The sequence below is a fragment of the Actinoplanes sp. NBRC 101535 genome (assembly GCF_030269225.1).
GTDB lineage: Bacteria > Actinomycetota > Actinomycetes > Mycobacteriales > Micromonosporaceae > Actinoplanes > Actinoplanes rectilineatus.
This window is the reverse complement of record NZ_BSSY01000007.1, coordinates 57797-75757: the sequence shown is the minus strand read 5'-3', so window position 1 is coordinate 75757 and position 17961 is coordinate 57797. Positions and strand designations below refer to the sequence as shown.

Sequence of the window (17961 nt, the reverse complement as noted above, 5' to 3'; positions counted from 1 at the left end):
CTATCTGCCCGCGCAACTATTTACATAAGGTCCTTCTGTAACTTTGTGTTGTAGAACTCAGCGATCAGGTGTGCAGGCCGGTGAGCAGGTGGGTGACCATCTCGCGGGCGTTGTAGCGGGGGTCCCAGCCGTCACCCGCGCACAGGTTGCCGACCGCGAGGATCAGGCCGAACGGCTCGACCGGGCGGAGTTCGCCGGCGTCGGTCGCGGCCGCCACCAGGTCGGTCGCCACCGGGAGCAGGCGTTCGACGAACGAGGCGTGCAGGGCCTCGAACTGCGGGTCGCCGGAGCTCAGGGCTTCGGCCAGGCCGTGTTTGGTGACCAGGAAGTCGGCGAACATGTTCACCCAGGCGACCAGGGCCGCATACGGCGACGGTGACGACGCCAGGAGCGCCGGGCCGGCTTCGGCGCATGCCTCGACCTGGTGCTTGTAGACGGCCACGACCAGGTCGGCCCGGGTCGGGAAGTGCCGGTAGATGGTGCCCACACCCACGCCGGCCCGGGTGGCGATGTCGCGGACCGGGACGTCGATGCCGACCGCCACGAAGGCGGCCGCGGCCGCGTCGAGCAGGGACTTCTCGTTGCGGCGGGCGTCGGCGCGTTTGCGCGGGACGGCGGGCATGGGTCTCCCGGGGTTGCTAACCGGAACCAGGTTCCGTATCTTCATAACCGGAACTTGGTTCCGCTTGAACATTCTCTCCGAGGAGCCATTGTCATGCACTCCACCGAAAGCACCACCACCGCCATCGTCTCGGTCCGGCCGGTGACCATCCCGGCCCCCGCCGGCCGCGGCGTCGACCTCCAGGTCCGGGTCACCGCACCGGTCACCGGGCGCGACCTCCCGGTCATCCTGTTCTCGCACGGCTTCGGGCAGTCGATGGACGCCTATCAGCCGCTCGCCGAGCACTGGGCCGGACACGGTTTCGTCGTCGTGCAGCCCACCCACCTGGACTTCCCGCCGCTCGGGGTCGGTCCGGACGACAGCCGCACTCCGGAGATCTGGCGTTTTCGCGTACAGGACATGGTGCTGGCGCTGAATCACCTGGATCTCCTCGAAGCGTCCGTGCCCGGCCTGGCCGGGCGCATCGACCGCAGCCGTGTCATCGCCGCCGGCCACTCCTACGGCGGCCAGACCGCCGGGATGCTGCTCGGGGCCCGGATCGTCGGCAGCGACGAGGACCTGTCCGACGCCCGGGTGACCGCCGGAGTGCTGCTCACCACGGCCGGGACCGGCGGCGACGACCTGACGCCGTTCGCCGCGGAGCACTTCCCGTTCATGAGCCCGGACTTCAGCACGATGACCACCCCGGCCCTGGTGATCGCCGGTGACCAGGACCGGTCACCGCTCACCGTCCGCGACCCGGACTGGTTCGCCGACCCCTACCACCTGAGCCCGGGGTCGAAGACGCTGCTCACGATCTTCGGCGCGGAGCACACGCTGGGTGGGATCGTGGGGGCGAACCACACGCAGACGACCGACGAGGACCCGCAGCGGGTCGCTCTGGTGCAGCGGGTCACCACCGCCTACCTGCGCGGCGAGCTGACCGGGGAGCACGTGGGCGACCTCGGGAAGCTGGAGTCGCGATGACCGCACCGACCATCGGGATCATGACGGCGCCGATGAACGTCGGCTACCCGGACGTCCTGCGCGTCTGGCAGGAGGCCGACGAGCTTCCGGAGATCGGGCACGCCTGGCTCTTCGATCACCTGATGCCGATCGGCGGCGACCCGACGGGCCCGGCCTTCGAGGGCTGGACGCTGCTGTCCGCACTCGCCGCACAGACCCGGCGGCTGCGGCTCGGCCTGCTGGTGACCAGTAATCGTTTCCGGCCACCGGCGATGCTCGCCAAGATCGCGGCGACGGTGGACGTCGTCGCCGGCGGCCGGCTCGACTTCGGCATCGGGGCCGGGTCCCGGCCCGGACACCCCATCGCCCGGCGGGAGTACGAGGCACACGGCCTCCCCTTCCACGATTTCCGGCACTCGGTGCGCAGTCTCGACGAGTCGCTCACCGTGATCCGGCGCCTGTGGACGGCGGAGCAACCGTTCGACTTCGCCGGCGAACACGTCCAGCTGACCGGGGCGTTCGGCAATCCCAAACCGATGCAGCGCCCCGGACCGCCGGTGATGATCGGCGGCCGGTCGGACGCCCTGCTCCGGGTGGTCGCGCGGCACGCGGACCTGTGGAACATCCCGGGCGGGGATCTCGCCGACGCGGTGAGCCGCAGCGCGCTGCTCGACCGGCTGTGCGAGGAGATCGGGCGGGACCCGGCGTCGATCACCCGGTCGATGCACCTGGGCGTCTCCTACGAGCGGCCGGACGAGACCCGGCGGGCGATCGGTGAGGCGGTGGAGGCCGGATTCGGGCACATCGTGCTGGGGTTGCCGGCGCCCTACCCGCCGGGCGTGGCGCACTGGGTGGTCGACACGCTGCTCTAAGCAGCTACGAGCTGCTCTGAGCGGCTTCCAACAACCGGGCGGCGAGCACCCGGCAGCGCTCGGCCAGCTCCGGCGGGTCGAGAACGGTGAAGTCGTGGCCCAGCAGGACGACGTGCATCAGCACGAAGTCGAGGCTGTCCGCCCCGCTGACCAGCTCGCAACTGTGCTGGTCGACCGGCTTGACCACGGCCGCGCCGGCCGGGATCCGCTCCCGGATCGTGGCGGCCGGAGCGCGTACCAGAAAACGGGCCTGATGCCGGTAGGCGCGACTCGCGATGCCCTCCTGCACGTAGGCGGCGGCGGGCGGAGCCTCCCGGGGACGGAAACCCCAGGTCCGGGCGGCGACATCGGACATCCGGTCCAGGCGGAACGTGCGCCAGTCGTCGCGGTCCAGGTCGAACGCCACCAGGTACCACCGGCGGTCCGAGCTGACCAGACGGTACGGCTCGACCCGGCGGCGGCCGGACGTGCCACCGGACGGGTAGTCGAACCCGGCCTCCACCTCGTCGCGGCACGCCCGGGCCAGGGTCATCAGCACCTCTGCGTCCACCGGGGTGCGCCCGCCGCCGAACGAGTCGACGGCGCCGGCGAACGCGCGTACCCCCGCCTTGAGCCTGGTGGGAAGCACCCGGTCGAGTTTCGTCAGCGCCCGCAGGGCGGCGTCGCCGGATCCGGCGACGCCGCCCGCACCGGTCAGCAGCGCCGCCGCCGTCGCGACCGCCTCCTCGTCGTCGAGCAGCAACGGCGGCACGTCCCGGCCCGGTCCCAGCCGGTAGCCGCCGCCGGTGCCCTGCCCGGCGTGCACCGGGTAGCCGAGCGTGCGCAGGCGCTCGACGTCGCGCCGGACCGTGCGGGTCGTGACGTTCAGACGGCCGGCCAGCTCGGGTCCGGTCCACACCCGGCGCTGCTGCAGCAGGCCGAGCAGGGTGAGCACCCGTTCGGTGGTATCTCGCTCGTCGCCGCTCATGCCGACCAGTCTGCCCGGCCAAGCGGACCGATCCTGTCCGCCCCGGATGTCAGGGTGGACTCATGGCACACGACTGGAACAACTCCCTGCGTGAGCAGTGGCACTGGCACTGGACCAACCAGATCCGGCCACGCCTCGAGGGCCTGACCGATGACGAATACTTCTGGTCGCCGGTCCCGGACGCCTGGAGCGTGCGGCCACGCGGCACGTCGACGGCCCCGGTGCAGGGCGGCAGCGGCGACGTCACCATCGATTTCGCGTTCCCCACCCCGGAACCGGCCCCGTTCACCACCATCGCCTGGCGGCTCGGGCACGTGATCGTCGGTGTCCTCGCCATGCGTAACGCCGCGCATTTCGGCGCGCCGCCGGCTTCCTACGAGACTTTCCGGTACGCGGAGAGCGCCGCTGAAGCCATGGCCCAGCTGGACGAGCAGCTGGAGACGTGGCTGGACGGTGTCCGTGGGCTCGGGGAGGACGGTCTGCTCGTCGCGGTCGGTGACAAGGAGCCGTATCCCGAGCTCACGATGGCGGATCTGGTGCTGCACATCCATCGGGAGTTGATCCACCATTTGTCGGAGGTGAGCCTGTTGCGGGATCTGTATCTGCGTTCTTCAGCCGAAGAACTGGTAAAAGTCGACCCGCCGGGGATGTTTCATAATCCGGCCTTCACGCAGGGGGTGATCGCCCCGTCCGGCCGGACCCTCTACGTCGGCGGACAGCTCGGGTCGGACGGCAGCGGGCGTCTCCTGGACGGCATCGAGGAGCAGACGAGACAGGCCATGCGCAACGTGCTGACCGTGCTGGGTTCGGTCGGGGCGACACAGGAGCACGTGGCCAAGCTGACGATCTATATCGTGGACGGCGTGGACGCACAGGTGGGGTACGCGGCATCACGTGAGGTGTGGGGAGACCACCGCACGGCGATCACGGTGGTGACGACGGCCGGGCATGCCCGCCCCGGCGCCCTGGTGGAGATCGACGCGACGGCTGTCGTCCCCGGATAGGCAGCATGTTCATCAGGGCGGTCCGGCTGGACGCGGCACCGGGCGACGGATATCCGTTCGACCTGCCGGTGGTGCGCGCCCTGCACCGGCGGGGCGGCATCGCCCTGCCCGGACCGGTGACGCTGCTGGCCGGCGACAACGGCAGCGGCAAGTCGACCCTGATCGAGGCGATAGCGGTGGCGGCCGGCTTCAACCCGGAGGGCGGCACCACCGCGTTCACCTTCGCGACCCGTCCCAGCGAGTCGGCGCTGGGCGGGCACCTGACCCTGTCCCGGGTGGCCGGCCGCAAACCGCGGACCGGCTTCTTCCTGCGGGCAGAGTCGTTCTACAACGTGGCGACCGAGATCGATCAGCTCGGCGTGACCGCCTCCTACGGCGGCCAGTCTCTGCACGAACGGTCGCACGGCGAATCGTTCCTGGACCTGGCGGAGCACCGGTTCGGCCCGTCCGGGCTGTACCTGCTCGACGAGCCGGAGGCGGCACTGTCGGTCCAGGGCTGCCTGGCGCTGCTGGTCCGCATCGGTGAGCTGGTGGCGCTGGGCGGACAGTTCGTGATCGCCACCCACTCGCCGGTTCTGTTGGCGTACCCGGGCGCGACGATCCTCGAGATCGGGACGGACGGCGCCATCAACGAGGTGGCCTACGACCAGACCGAGGCGGTGGCGATGACCCGCACGTTCCTGGCCGACCCGGCCCGCATGCTGCGCCACCTCGGCCTCACCTGACAGACCGGCGTGGTTCCCCGGCCTGCCCACCCTCACCACATCATCGAGGTGTACCTGACCTCGCAGGATGAAGACGGCTCAATCATGTTGTCCGGAGCATTGCAAGCTCCCCTACTGCCGGCAATATCTCCGGCATGGCAACTATCTCTGTCACCCTTCCCGATCGATTGGCGGGTGAACTGGACGCCGAGGTTGCGGGCGGAAACCGGTCTGCCACGGTAGCCACGGCAGTAATCTCACCCGCCCTGATGGAGCAGGTCGACGACGGCCTCAGGCGATTGCTCGACCTGGCACATCGGTAACGAACCGGCTGGCGCCCTGCATGCACGGGCGCCGGCCGGTGTTCGTGGCGTGTGATGCGCACCTTACGTCGAATAAGCGCTCCGGATCGCCACCAACGCATCGAAGCATTCCAGCGTCGCCTCGATGACCGAGGCCAGGCTCGTCTCGTCCTCGGCGGTGAGCCACTTCTCGTAGGCCGTGAAGAACACCTGGGAACCCACCCGGGACGCCAGCTGCGCGGTGCCGGCCTCGACGCCGCGCTGCCGCAACGCGCCGGTGAAGGCGGACGCGATGGCGTCCCGCTTCATCAGGTCACGTTCGTGCAGTTCCGGGTTCGCCGCGATGATCGCATGCCGCCGGCGCTGCGACTGCCATCCCATGGCGCTCCAGTCGAACCCCGCCAGCACCTCGATGACCGCCGGGAACGGCCGGCTGACGTCGGCCTCGAGGATGCGGCCGACGAGCGCCTCGAGCAGGCTCTCCGCGTCGGCGAACAGGACGTCACGCTTGTCGGGGAAGTAGCGGAAGAACGTACGCGTGGTCACCCCGGCCCGCTTGGCGATCTCGACGACGCTCGTCGCCTCGACGCCCTGCTCGGCGAAGAGCTCCATGGTGGCCTTCTTCAGCCGTTCTTCACTGCCGACTTCCCAACGGGGCATGCGCCCATGCTACCTGCCCACCGGCTTGTTGTCGCGCCGCGACATCACTGCTGGTCATCGCCGAGGAGAAGTCGATGGCGCGCAAGCTCGGCGAGGCCATCCCCGTACTCATCGAGCTCGAGCGCCGAGGCACGTCCAGCGGCGGCAAACTGATCATCCAGCCCTGATCAGCTCAGGTGTTCGTACTCGCGGGTCTCGTCGTCCACCGCATCGGTGATCCATTCCTGTTGCCGGACACCGTCACCGGCAACCCTGGGATCGGCCTACATCCGCGCCCGGTGGGCGAGTTCCGCGGCATCCGCGGGCGCGGTCGGGAAGACATCCATGTCGAAGAAGCGGGCGAACGGCAGGGTCTGCATCGTCTGCGCCACCCCCTCCTCGTCCGCGGCGATGATCTCCACGAAGGTCGTCCCGCGCGCGGGTGAGACGTAGTGGGCGCCGACCCGGCCCTCGGCGCGGAGCACCTCCAGCTGCCGGTGCTCGTCTGCCCGCAGGGCGCCGAACTCCGCCATGTCCGTGCCGGCGTGCAGCGTGCCGACCACCATGAACGTCCGCTTCGCATGTTCTGACATTGCCTGTCCTTCTCCGTCGGCGGGCTTGTGGATGCGGCACGACATGATGTCTCGCCGCGACATCAGAATAGCGATGTCGCGGCGAGACATCAAGGGCTGCGTGGCTACCACCACGAGAGACGCGCGGCGAACGGATCGGCGGCGGGGAAGACTTCGGTGCCGCTGATCCGGGTGGTCCGGGCCGCTCCCGGACGGTGGGCGGAGAACGGCGCGGGCGGGACGTGGTCGCGGATGAACGACGCCCAGATCTCATGGACCACGCGGGCCGCGGCCGGGTCGGCCGGGCGCTGCCGCGGCGGGACCGTGGCCAGGTGGCCGGGACCGCGGTACCAGACCGATCCCAGCTCAGCGCCGTGTTCCGCGCCGAGTTCGTCCGGTTCGATCGGCCCGTACAGGTAACGGAAGACCGGCAGGCCGGACGCCGCGGCGTGGTCGGCGAAGCGGGTGGCCGGGTTCTGGAAGACCAGGTCGCCGCCGACGGCACGCCAGATGCCCAGGCCGGTGTGCTCCGGCAACCCCGCCCGGTAGCGCGCCACGATCTCGGCGCCGGTCAGGCCCAGCGGGACGACACGCTCGTGCAGCAGGGACGCCGCGTCGGTGAAACCGAGATCCACGGGGTGCACGGTGGCGTGGGTGCGGTACTCCGCCGTGGTGCAGCCGATCATCATCGGGACCGGGGCGAGATCCGCCCGTATGGGGTGCACGGGGAGCGAGACACCGTCGATCACCGGCTGGAAGGCGACGCCCAGCATGGCCACGTCGCCGTCACGGTCGGCGTCGTGGGCGGTGTACGACTCGTCGCAGACCGCCTTCTGCGCTCGCAGAACAGCGCTTATGTCCGAGATATCAGGAGATGAACTGAAGAAGCGCCCGGATACCCTCGCCGCATCGGCGGGACGCAACACGGCCACCGACGCGCCGGACTGCGGGAGCGCCGCGTGGAACAGGCCACGGGCGGCGGGCATCGCCATCAGGGTCGCGACGGCGAACCCGCCGGCGGACCGTCCGGCGAGCGTCACCCGGTCGGGGTCGCCGCCGAACGCGGCGATGTTGTCGCGTACCCATTCCAGGGCGGCGATCAGGTCGAGCAGGCCCCGGTTGTCGGGCGCGTCGGGCAGGTGCAGGAAGCCGAGCGCGCCGAGCCGGTGGTTGGCGGTCACCTCGACGATGCCGGATGCGGCGAACGCGCCGGTCTGCAGGGCGCCCTCGTTCGCGGAGCCGACCGCGTACCCGCCGCCGTGGATCCAGAACAGCACCGGCGCCCGGCCGCCGACGTCCGGGGTGCGGACGTTGACGGTGAGGAAGTCCTCTCCCCCGGTCAGCGTGGACGCCGCCCGGGTGCCGACCGGGCCGTAGGTGGGGACCTGCGGACACACCTCACTCAGGGCGGTCGCTTCACGAACACCGGACCACGGGGTACGCGCCTGAGGCGCCCGGAAACGACGGGAGGCGGTGATCGGCTCCGCGTAGGGGATGCCGAGGAACTCCCCGATGCCGTCCCGAACACGTCCCCGCACGGTGCCCGCGGTGGTGGAGACCTCGACGGCGTCGTTCACAGGACCGCCTCGCCGAGGGTCATCATCAGCCGGTTGGCCCAGGCGAACATGGCGGCGACGGCCAGCGCGTCGCGGATCGCGTCGTCGCCGAGACCGGCTTCCCGCAGGGCCGTGACGTCGCCGGCGCCGACGGTCGGCGGGGTCGTGGCGGTGTGGGCGGCGAGCGCCACCACCGCCTGCTGCAGCGGGTCGCCGAGCACCGACGGGCCCTTCTGGGCGAGCAGGACGCTGGTCCCGGTGTCGCCGGAGAGCTGGATCTGGCGGCGGCCGTGGACCGACGCGCAGTATTCGCAGCCGGTGACCAGGGAGGTGCCGAGGGCGGCGAGTTCCCGGTCGGCGCGGCCGAGCGCACCGGCGACGCCGGGGCTGCCGGTCATGATGGCGTTGTAGAGGGCGGTCCGTTCGGCGAGGACGGCCGGGTCGTGCAGCAGGGTGAGGTAGAACGGTGACCATTTCGCCGGGGTGCGGCTGTCCGAGCCGGGTTCGACGCCGGGCACCCGGGCCGGCGGCACCCACGGATCCCACCGGTAGACCGGGAATTCGGTCTCGTCCGGGCGCAGCGTCGCGGTGAAGTGCGGCGGTTCCGAGGCCGCGAGCTGCGGCTCCGAACCCACGACCCGCGGCGGCGCCGGGGTGGTGTCCGGGTTCTCGTCCAGGGCGGCCAGGCCGCGCAGCAGGCGGACCAGATAGCTCACGTAGGCGACGACCTGCGCCACCGCCACCGTCTGGGGTGCGTCCAGGCCGAGGTCGCCGAGCAGGTGGACGTCGTCACGGCCGAGGTCGCGCGGGTCGAGGGCCATCTGTTCGGCGTGGGCGAGGATCCCGGCGGCGCGGGGGCCGAGGCCGGCCCAGTGGGACGGGTCGCCGACCGGTCCGGCGTCGCCGCCGAGTTCCGCGGTCCAGTGCGCGGCCAGTTCGCGGTGGTCGTTGACCTGCGCCACCCGCAGGGCGATCCGCAGCCGGTCGGTCCGGGACAGCCCGCGCTCGTCGACCGGCCGCAGGACCAGGTCGTCCAGGGCCAGGGTGGAGGCGCGGACGTCGTCGCGCAGTGTACCGAGTGCGGCCAGTGGATCGTCCCCGACGAGGGTGGGGATCGCAGAGGTGGCCCGTGGCGTGAGCGGCGGGGCCGGTTCGTCACTGATCAGGGCGACGACCGAACCCTCCTGGCCCGCACGGCGCATCCGTTCGATCAGCCGCAGCGCGGCCCCGAGACTGTCGGAGACGGTGACGACCTCGTCGACGAGGGGTGCGTCGACGGTGGCGGCGATCAGCGTGGGTCGCTGCTGGAGGCGCAGGCGACGGCCGACCGGTGCGCTCACCGTGGTCGCGTCGGCGCCGAGCACGAGCCACGTGGGTTCCGGGTGCGGTTCCAGGGCGAGCTGGTCGAAGAGGTCGTCGAGGCCGAATTCGGGACGCCCGTCGAGGACGTACCAGTGCGGGCGGGTGCCGAGGTCGATCGCCGCGGCGGAGACGGAGTCGGCCGGGTGGAGACGGCCGCCGTGCCGCCGGATCAGGTCCAGGACGGCGGCCGGGGTGTCGCGCGGGACGACCGCGACGAAGTCGAGGTCGAGCAGCCGGGCGAAGTACGCGAGCGCCGCGGCCGTGGTGTCGCCGCCGGCCCGGACGAGGGTGGTGCCGGGACCGATGTCGCCGTTGGCCAGGCCGAAACGGATCAGGGAGCGGGCGGTCCGGTGCTGCACCGAGCCGGTGGGCTGCACCGTCTCGTCCTTGAGGTAGAGCCGGATGCCCCAGTCGGCCGGCAGCGGGAAGAGCCGCAACGGTGTGGTCCCGGTGCGGTGGGTGTCCGCCTCGATGGCGCGGATCGCCTGGTGAACCCAGGTGCGGTCGGCGGTGGGCATGGCGGGACTCCGTCCGTGGGGGCGCCGGGGAGGACCGACGGGGTGCGGGAGATGACCGACATTAGCTGAGCTGATACCCCAACTGGTTTGATGGTGCGCATGATTGAGGTACGTCACCTGCGGCTGTTGCAGGCGCTCGCCGCCGAGGGCTCGATGTCGAAGGCCGCGAAAAGGCTCGGCACCACGCAATCGGCGGTGACCCAGGCGGTGAAGCTGCTGGAGGAGCAGTTGGCGACGCCGCTGCTGGTGCGTACCCACGCGGGGATCCGGCTGACCGACGCGGGCGCGGTGTTCGTCCGGCACGGCGAGCAGATCCTGACCCAGATGGCGCAGGTGGAGGCCGAGGTCGCCGCGGTCGCCGGGCTGCGGGCGGGCACCGTGCGGATCGCCTGTTTCCCGAGTGCGGCGGCGACGATCCTGCCGCGGGCGCTGGGCCGGGTCACCCGGTCGCATCCGCAGTTGCGGTTCACCCTGACCGAGGCGGAGCCGCCGCGGGCGCTGCAGTTGCTGCGCCGGGGCGAGTGTGACATCGCGGTGGTCTACGTCTACGCCGCGGACAGCGATCAGGAGTTGGGCACCGGCGCTCCGGTGCCGGTGCTGCAGTCGGACGAGGTGGCGGTGCCGCTGGTCACCGAGCATCTGCACGTCGGCATGCCGGCCGGTCATCCGGCGGCCGCGGCGACGTCGGTGGACGTGCACGAGCTGGCCGGGGAGCGCTGGATCGCGGGCTGTGTCGAGTGTCGCGGCAACCTGCTGTCGCTGTGTTCGGCGGCCGGTTTCCAGCCGGAGATCGGGTTCGAGACCGACGACTACGTGGCATTGCAGGCGCTGGTCGCGGCGGGTCTGGGGGTGGCGCTGGTGCCGGATCTGATGCTGGCCGCGGTACGCCCGGATCCGGGTCTCGCGGTGCGCCGGCTGGTGCCGGTGACGGCCAGGGTGGTGAGTTCGGTGACCACCGAATCCCTCGCCTCGGTGCCGGCCGTCCGGGTCACCTCGGAGGCGCTGGTCGAGGCGGCCGCCGAGGTTCGGGAGGCCATCGACGTGTCGTTCGCCTGATCACATAACCGTCGCAGCGCTTGCGCGGTGCAGGTCAGTGCTGGGTATCGTCTCGCCTTATAGGGGCAAGCAGTGCTCCGTAAAGCATGGTTTGACGATAGGAATGGCATGTCTACGCCCCGATGCCGGGTCGCCGTCATCGGTGCCGGCCCCCGCGGTCTCGCCGTCGCGGTCCAGCTCGCCGGACGTCCCGGCGCCGAGGTCCACCTGATCGACCCGCTGCCCGGCGGCGCGGTCTGGGACCCGGCGCAGGACCCCGAGCTGCTGATGAACTCGCGGACCCGGCAGGCCACCGTCTTCGCCGACGACACCGTCGACGCGGCGGCCGGCGGTGAACCCGGTGTGCACGGACCGTCGTTCCACGAGTGGCACGTCGCCGCCGGTGGCGAACTCGGGCCGGACGACTTCGCCACCCGCGCCCACTTCGGCGAATACCTGCGGTGGGTGGTCAACCAGCTGCGCGACCAGGGCGTGCACATCCATCCGCACCGCGTGACCGCACTCGCCGAGCTTCCCGACGGCACGCAGGCCCTCACCCTCAGCAACCACCGGATCGTGTACGCGGACAGCGCCGTTCTCGCACTCGGGCACCTCCCGGCCGCGCCGGACGACGACGGGACCATGCTCAGCGCGTACGCGAAAAGCCACGGCCTGCAACACGTCGGACCGGGACCGGCGACGGCGGCCGCGCTGCGCGGGGTGAGCGCGGGCGAACCGGTGGCCGTGCTCGGTGCGGGGTTGAACTTCTACGACGTGCTCGCGCTGCTCACCGAGGGCCGGGGCGGCCGCTACCAGCGTGACGGAGACGGCCGGCTGCGCTACGTCGCGTCCGGTGACGAGCCGGTGCTGCTGATGGGTTCCGGACGCGGCGTGCCCTACCTGGCCCGCGCGAACCGGCCCGGACCGGTGACCCTGGAGATCGTCACCGACGAGGTGGTCGAGCGCTGGTCGGCGGCCGACGGCACGCTCTCGTTCGCCGAGGACGTCTGGCCGCTGATGATCGCCGAGATGTCCCGGACCTGGACCGTCGCGGGCGGCACCGGGGAGTTCGACCTGGACGCCCTGCTCGACCCGTTCGCCGGCGGAGCGGACGGAGCAGCCGGGCCCCGGGACGTCGCGACGCTGACCGCCCGGCTTCGTGACCTGCTGACAGCCGACCTGGACTCGGCACTCGCCACCCCGCGCGGCCCGGTCACCGCGATGGGCGAGACCCTGGCCGTGCTCAAGGACCGGGTCCGGACGGTCGTCGCCGCCGGAGGCATCTCCCGGGAATCCGTGCTGACCGACCTGCAGGGCTGGTTCCGCAGCGCCGGCGCCTTCCTCGCCGCCGGGCCGCCCGCGCTGCGCGTCGAACAGGCCCTCGCGCTGGTCGACGCCGGACTGCTGAAAGCACTCGGCGCGGGCATCCGGGTGAGCACCGCCGACGGCCGGTTCCTGATCAGCGGACGGGACCTGGCCACACCGGTCACCGTCCGCGCGCTCGTCGAGGCCCGGCTGCCCGCCGACGACGCGGAACGCACCGCTGACCCGTTCGTCCGCGCCCTGGTCGACGACGGGTACGCCACTCTCGCCGACGGTGGACTGGTGGCGTCGCGTGCCCGTACCGGAGAAGACACCGCCTGCCGGTTGCGGGACGCCCAGGGTGAGTTCAGCGCCCGCCGGTTCGTGATCGGACTGCCGGTGCAGCCCCAGGAGTGGAACATCGCCAACCTGCCCCAACCCGGACGGGCCGACCGCACCCTGCAACAAGCACGGTCCATCGCCGACCAGATCGTGCCGAGGAGAAGCTCGTGACCACCACCGTCATCCGCCACGCCACCGTGCTCACCGCCACCGTCGAGCAGCCGGTACTCACCGACGCCCGCATCGTCGTGGTGGACGGGCAGATCACCGAGGCCGGACCGGACACCGGCGCGGTCCCGGCCGGGGCCGTCGAGCTCGACGCCCGCGGCTGCACGGTGGTGCCCGGCCTGCACAACCTGCACGACCACGTGGCCCGCAAGACCCTGCGGATCTCCCAGCGGACCAGCAGCTACCGCTCGCAGAGCGACATCCTGATGCGCCAGCCACCGGAATATCTCGCGCTGCACACCGCCGCGAACCTCGCCGCGCAACTGGCCTCCGGCGTGACCACGATCCGCGACTTCGGGCTGCCCGGCGCGGGCGGCATCCAGGCGATGCGGGCGGTCCGCGACGGCGTGATCCCGGGGCCGCGGCTCTACTCCGGCGGCGACCCGATCTGCATCACCGGCGGGCACAGCAGCAACTGGGGTGCGATGGAGGCCGACGGCGAGGACGCCGTGGTCCGGGCGGTCCGCACCCAGATCGGCCGGGGCGCCGCGGTCGTCAAGTTCATGGGCTCCGGCGGGCTCGGCACGTACCCCGAGGAGGAGCCGGGCATCCCCGAGTTCACCGAGGCGGAGCTGCGGGCCGGGATCACCGAGGCGCACAAGTTCCACAAGCCGACCGCGACGCACGCGTACTCGACCGAGGCGATCCGCAACGCCGTCCGCGCCGGGTCGTCGACCATCGAGCACGGCGCGTTCATGGACGACGCGGTGGTCGCCGAGATGGTCGAGCACGGCACCGCGTTCGTCCCCACCCTGTCCAGCGTGGCCGGGATCGGCTGGCAGCACCGCCTGTACGGCAACGAGTACCTGTTCGGCCGGATCCAGAACGAGATCGTCGGACGGCACATGGCCAGTGTCGCGCTCGCCTGGAAGGCCGGTGTCCCGGTGGTCACCGGCACCGACACCAGCGGCGAGGTCGTCGAGGAACTGGAACTGATCGCCGAGGCGACCGGCGCGGACCTGCTCGACGTGCTGGCCGCCGCCACGCGTACCGCCGCGACGGTGGCCCGGCACGACGACATCACCGGCACGATCGTCCCCGGCCTGCGCGCCGACCTGCTGATCGCCGAGGGCGACCTGCTCACCGAAGGGTTCGAGGTGCTGCGCCGGCCCCGCTGGGTGCTGCGCGACGGCGTCGTCACCCCCGGCACACCGCTTCCGCTCGGAGTCCGGCTCAGCCAGCTCCGCGGGCTCGTTTAAGAAACTCCGAAGGGAAACATAGTGACCATCAGCCGTCGTTCCGCCCTTTTCGGGGGCATCGCCCTGCTCGGGCTCGCCGCGTGCAGCACCTCCGCGACCGACTCCTCGCAGCAGGACTCCTCGGCCGGCGGCGACGCCCTCACCATCACCGGCTTCTCCGGTGCGTTCGCCGACCAGTTCCAGGCCGAGGTGATCGACCCGTTCCAGCAGGCCAACCCGGGCACCAAGGTCACCTACACGCCGGCCACGAACTCCGCCGAGCTGCTCGCCGGACTGCGCACCAACACCGGCAAGGCCACCTACGACCTGGTCATCATGGACTCGTCGGTGTCCACCACGGCCAACGCCGAGGGACTGTTCGAGAAGCTGGACGCCTCGATCGTGACCAGCCTGGCCGACCTGGTCGACGCGGCGGTCATCGACGCCGGCTTCGGCCCGGCGATCACCATCGACAGCCTGGCGTTCATCGCCAACCCGGCCAAGTTCGCGACCCTGCCGTCGAAGTGGACCGCGCTGGCCGAGGCACAGTACAAGGGCCAGCTCGCCCTGCAGATCGCCGACACCCGCGGCATCGCGCTGATCGCCGGCCTGTCCAAGGAACTCGGCCTGGACTACAAGACCTCGATCGACGGCCAGCTCGCCGAACTGAAGAAGTTCGCCGCCAACACCCAGACGTTCTCGCCGCAGCCCAACATCTACGACGCGATCCGCTCCGGCAGCGTCGGCATGGGCGTCGGCTGGAACGCCCGCGCGCAGGCCCTGCACGACGAGACCCCGAACGAGCTGATCGTCGCCGTCCCCACCGGACTCGGCGTCGCCCAGATCAGCACGATCAACCTGGTCAAGACGTCCACCAGGAAGGACGTCGCGCAGAAGTTCGTCGAATTCGCCATCGGCGCCGAAGCGCAGAAGCGGCTCAGCGAGTCGGCGTTCTACGGCTCGGTCAACAAGACCGTCACCGTCGCCGAGGACATCAACGCCCGGACCGCCTCCACCACCGGGCTGCTCGCCGACGCGGCGCCGATCGACTGGAACTGGATCGCCCCGAACTACGCCGGCTGGGTGCAGCGGATCCAGCGTGAGGTCATCGGTGGCTGAGCTACAGGTCGCCGGGCTGACCAAGTCGTACCCGGGAGCGGCGTCACCCGCCGTCGACGGGGTGGACCTGACCGTCGAGCAGGGCGAGATGCTCGCCCTGCTCGGCCCCTCCGGCTGCGGCAAGACCACCACCCTGCGGATGATCGCCGGACTGATCGAGCCGACCGCCGGCACCATCAGCGTCGACGGCCGCGACCTGACACGTACACCCGTGCACAAGCGGGGCATGGGCATGGTGTTCCAGTCGTTCGCCCTGCTGCCGCACCTCACCGTGGCCGGAAACGTGGCGTTCGGCCTGGACATGCGGCGACTGCCCGCCGCCGAGAAGAAGAAACGGGTCGCCGAGATCCTCGACCGGGTCCGGCTCGGGCACCTCGCCGAACGGCGGATCGGGCAGCTCTCCGGCGGCCAGCAGCAACGCGTCGCGCTGGCCCGCGCCCTGGTGGTCAACCCGAGCGTGCTGCTGCTCGACGAACCGCTGTCGGCCCTGGACGCACAACTGCGCGAGTCGCTGCGGACCGAGATCCGGGAGATGCAGCAGAACGCCGGGATCACCGCCGTGTTCGTCACCCACGACCAGGACGAGGCCCTGTCGATGGCCGACCGGGTCGCGGTGATGGACAACGGGCGGGTCGCGCAGATCGGCACCCCGCAGGAGATCTACGAGAACCCGGCAGACGTGTTCGTCGCGACGTTCATCGGCCGGGCCAACCTGTTCGACGGCGAACTCACCGCCTCCGGTGTCGTCGTGCCCGGACTGGGGACACTGCCGGTCACGTCGGACCGCGCGCACGGGCCGGTCACCGCGCTGCTGCGACCGCAGGCGATCCGGCTCGCCGCCGACGGGCTTCCCGGCACGGTACGGTCCGCGTCGTACACCGGCGACCAGGTCGCCTACCAGGTGGACGCGGCCGGGCACACCTTCCTGGTGGACACCGTGGCCGCCGGGGCGCCGCTGACCCGCGGCGACGCCGTGCACCTGGCCTGGGACGACACCGCCGTCCGGGTGCTGCCGCCACGGGACGCCTCGTGAGCCGATCCTGGCGGCCGCCGGTGGCCTGGGGACTGCTGCTCCCCGGACTGGGGGTGCTGCTCTTCGCGTACGCGATGCCGATGCTCTGGGTGTTGCGGATGGCGTTCAACCGGTTCACCGGCGGGGGCGGCATCGAGATCACCCTGACGCTCGACTCGTTCGCGGACGTGTTCACCGACCCCTACTACCTGCGGGTCGCGTGGACGACGGTGAAGCTCGGTCTGCTGGTGGCGGCGATCACGGTGCTCGTCGCGTACCCCCTCGCGTTGTTCCTGGTCCGGACGACCTCGAAGTGGCGAGGCCTGCTGACCATCCTGGCGATCGCACCCATGCTGGTCTCCTCGGTGGCCCGCACCTACGGCTGGATGGTCGTGCTCGGCAATCAGGGCCTGCTCAGCGCGGTGCTCACCGGGCTCGGCCTCACCGACACTCCCCCACAGCTGGCCAACCAGTTCGCAGGCGTCGTCATCGCCCTCGTGCAGATCTTCCTGCCCTACGCGGTGCTCGCGATGACCAGCGGATTCGGCAGGCTCGACGCCACCCTGGAACAGGCCGCCGCGTCGCTCGGCGCCGGCCGGATCACCCGGTTCCTGCGGGTCACGCTGCCGCTGACCCTGCCCGGCGTGCTCACCGGCCTGCTGCTGGTCTTCGTGCTGACCATCAGCGCCTATGTCACCCCGCGCCTGATCGGTGGCGGACGTGTCTTCGTGCTCGCCTCGGAGATCTACGACCAGGCCACCAACCAGCTCAACTGGCCGCTCGCCGCGGCACTGTCCCTGGTCCTGGTGATCGTCTTCGGCATCGCGGTCACCGTCTTCGGACTCCTGCAACGCCGGGTGGAACGGTGGGTGAGCGGACGATGAGAACCTCCGGCTGGGTGCAACGCACGGTCGTCTCTCTGGTGTACGCGTTCCTGTGGCTCCCGATCCTGGTGGTCGCGGTCGTGTCCGTGGACACGTCCACCTTCCTCCGGTTCCCGCCACAGGGGTTCTCGCTGGAGCCGTACCACACGGTCTTCACCACCCCGGAATTCACCACCGGTCTCGTCAGCTCGCTGATCATCGCCGTGTTCACCACCGTGGTGACCCTGGCCGTGGCGATCGGGGCGTCCCTGGCCTTCACCCGGCACACGTTCCGCGGCTCCGGGGCGGCACAGTCGTTCTTCACCTCGCCGCTGCTGGTGCCGAACATCGTCCTCGGCCTGGCGTTACTGCTGCTCTTCGCACCCCTGGGACTCACCGACACGTACACCGGACTGGTCCTGGCCCATGTGGTGCTCTGCCTGCCGTACGCGATCCGCACCATCACGGTCAGCCTGTCCACGGTCGACGTGGCCGGGGAGGACGCGGCCCGGGTCCTCGGCGCCTCACCGTGGACGACGTTCCGCCGGGTCACGCTGCCGCTGATCCGCCCCGGCGTGGTGGCCGGCGCCGTCCTGTCGTTCCTGGTGTCGTTCGACGAGGCCGTGGTCTCCCTGTTCCTGTCCGGCTTCGACATCACGCCGCTGCCGGTGACCCTGCTCGACCACCTCGAGACGCAGGCCGGCCCGGAGGTGGCCGCGCTGTCGATGCTGCTCATCGCGTTCTCACTGGCCGCCGTGCTGGCAGTGGAGCGGGCCCTGGGCCTCGGCCGCAGCCTGCGCGCCTCCACCTGAGCCGGTG

At 71.0% G+C, this 17961-nt stretch carries 17 protein-coding genes and 1 pseudogene; 12 read left to right on the top strand and 6 right to left on the bottom strand.

The genetic code is table 11. The features are described from left to right. Positions 1 to 64: 64 nt before the first annotated feature. Positions 65 to 622 (bottom strand): TetR/AcrR family transcriptional regulator, encoded by a 558-nt coding sequence (locus QSK32_RS20650; RefSeq protein WP_045742690.1) that lies wholly within the window; start codon positions 620 to 622, stop codon positions 65 to 67. Positions 623 to 715: 93 nt separating this feature from the next. On the opposite strand from QSK32_RS20650, the gene QSK32_RS20645 reads away from it, so the two are divergent. After that, on the top strand, positions 716 to 1588 hold the full coding sequence (locus QSK32_RS20645; protein ID WP_045742691.1) for an alpha/beta hydrolase family protein: 873 nt from the start codon (positions 716 to 718) through the stop codon (positions 1586 to 1588). Next, positions 1585 to 2439: an LLM class flavin-dependent oxidoreductase gene (locus tag QSK32_RS20640; protein WP_285472806.1), complete on the top strand. Its 855-nt coding sequence runs from the start codon at positions 1585 to 1587 to the stop codon at positions 2437 to 2439. The genes QSK32_RS20645 and QSK32_RS20640 overlap by 4 nt, the downstream gene beginning before the upstream one ends. Before the next feature lie 4 nt (positions 2440 to 2443). Here QSK32_RS20640 and QSK32_RS20635 read toward each other — a convergent pair whose 3' ends face one another. Then, entirely contained in the window at positions 2444 to 3406 is a 963-nt protein-coding gene (locus QSK32_RS20635; protein WP_285472805.1) for a helix-turn-helix transcriptional regulator, read from the bottom strand. Between the two features lie 62 nt (positions 3407 to 3468). Here QSK32_RS20635 and QSK32_RS20630 point away from each other — a divergent pair. The 3 genes and pseudogenes from QSK32_RS20630 to QSK32_RS20620 form a co-directional block, all read left to right on the top strand. Then, a pseudogene (locus QSK32_RS20630) lies at positions 3469 to 4008 on the top strand (DinB family protein); the annotation flags it as partial. A 45-nt stretch (positions 4009 to 4053) separates the two neighbouring features. Continuing rightward, entirely contained in the window at positions 4054 to 4410 is a 357-nt protein-coding gene (locus tag QSK32_RS20625; RefSeq protein ID WP_245673960.1) for a RidA family protein, read from the top strand. Positions 4411 to 4415: 5 nt separating this feature from the next. After that, positions 4416 to 5135: an AAA family ATPase gene (locus QSK32_RS20620; protein ID WP_045742694.1), complete on the top strand. Its 720-nt coding sequence runs from the start codon at positions 4416 to 4418 to the stop codon at positions 5133 to 5135. 365 nt (positions 5136 to 5500) lie between these two features. On the opposite strand, the gene QSK32_RS20615 is transcribed toward QSK32_RS20620, so the two are convergent. From QSK32_RS20615 to QSK32_RS20600, 4 genes are all read right to left on the bottom strand, one after another. Beyond that, a complete protein-coding gene (locus QSK32_RS20615) occupies positions 5501 to 6076 on the bottom strand; it encodes a TetR family transcriptional regulator (RefSeq protein ID WP_285472804.1) in 576 nt (191 codons plus the stop codon). Positions 6077 to 6339: 263 nt separating this feature from the next. Continuing rightward, complete coding sequence (locus tag QSK32_RS20610) at positions 6340 to 6648, bottom strand: hypothetical protein (RefSeq protein WP_045742756.1); 309 nt, start codon at positions 6646 to 6648, stop codon at positions 6340 to 6342. A gap of 104 nt (positions 6649 to 6752) precedes the next feature. Then, positions 6753 to 8204 (bottom strand): carboxylesterase/lipase family protein, encoded by a 1452-nt coding sequence (locus QSK32_RS20605; protein ID WP_285472803.1) that lies wholly within the window; start codon positions 8202 to 8204, stop codon positions 6753 to 6755. Continuing rightward, positions 8201 to 10063, bottom strand: coding sequence for a peroxidase-related enzyme (locus QSK32_RS20600; protein WP_285472802.1), 1863 nt, complete (start codon positions 10061 to 10063; stop codon positions 8201 to 8203). Before QSK32_RS20600 ends, QSK32_RS20605 begins: the two co-directional genes overlap by 4 nt. Positions 10064 to 10162: 99 nt before the next feature. Here QSK32_RS20600 and QSK32_RS20595 point away from each other — a divergent pair, with 99 nt between their 5' ends. The 7 genes from QSK32_RS20595 (at position 10163) to QSK32_RS20565 (ending at position 17954) form a co-directional block, all read left to right on the top strand. Then, positions 10163 to 11119 (top strand): LysR family transcriptional regulator, encoded by a 957-nt coding sequence (locus QSK32_RS20595; RefSeq protein WP_045742758.1) that lies wholly within the window; start codon positions 10163 to 10165, stop codon positions 11117 to 11119. 108 nt (positions 11120 to 11227) lie between these two features. Further along, positions 11228 to 12913 (top strand): FAD/NAD(P)-binding protein, encoded by a 1686-nt coding sequence (locus tag QSK32_RS20590; protein WP_285472801.1) that lies wholly within the window; start codon positions 11228 to 11230, stop codon positions 12911 to 12913. Continuing rightward, positions 12910 to 14169, top strand: a complete 1260-nt coding sequence (locus QSK32_RS20585; protein ID WP_285472800.1) for an amidohydrolase family protein — start codon at positions 12910 to 12912, stop codon at positions 14167 to 14169. Before QSK32_RS20590 ends, QSK32_RS20585 begins: the two co-directional genes overlap by 4 nt. A gap of 21 nt (positions 14170 to 14190) precedes the next feature. Beyond that, complete coding sequence (locus tag QSK32_RS20580; RefSeq protein WP_285472799.1) at positions 14191 to 15267, top strand: extracellular solute-binding protein; 1077 nt, start codon at positions 14191 to 14193, stop codon at positions 15265 to 15267. Further along, complete coding sequence (locus tag QSK32_RS20575; RefSeq protein ID WP_285472798.1) at positions 15260 to 16300, top strand: ABC transporter ATP-binding protein; 1041 nt, start codon at positions 15260 to 15262, stop codon at positions 16298 to 16300. Before QSK32_RS20580 ends, QSK32_RS20575 begins: the two co-directional genes overlap by 8 nt. Then, positions 16297 to 17163: an ABC transporter permease gene (locus QSK32_RS20570; RefSeq protein WP_285472797.1), complete on the top strand. Its 867-nt coding sequence runs from the start codon at positions 16297 to 16299 to the stop codon at positions 17161 to 17163. Before QSK32_RS20575 ends, QSK32_RS20570 begins: the two co-directional genes overlap by 4 nt. Then, positions 17160 to 17954, top strand: coding sequence for an ABC transporter permease (locus tag QSK32_RS20565; RefSeq protein ID WP_285472796.1), 795 nt, complete (start codon positions 17160 to 17162; stop codon positions 17952 to 17954). The genes QSK32_RS20570 and QSK32_RS20565 overlap by 4 nt, the downstream gene beginning before the upstream one ends. The last annotated feature ends 7 nt before the right edge of the window (positions 17955 to 17961 follow it).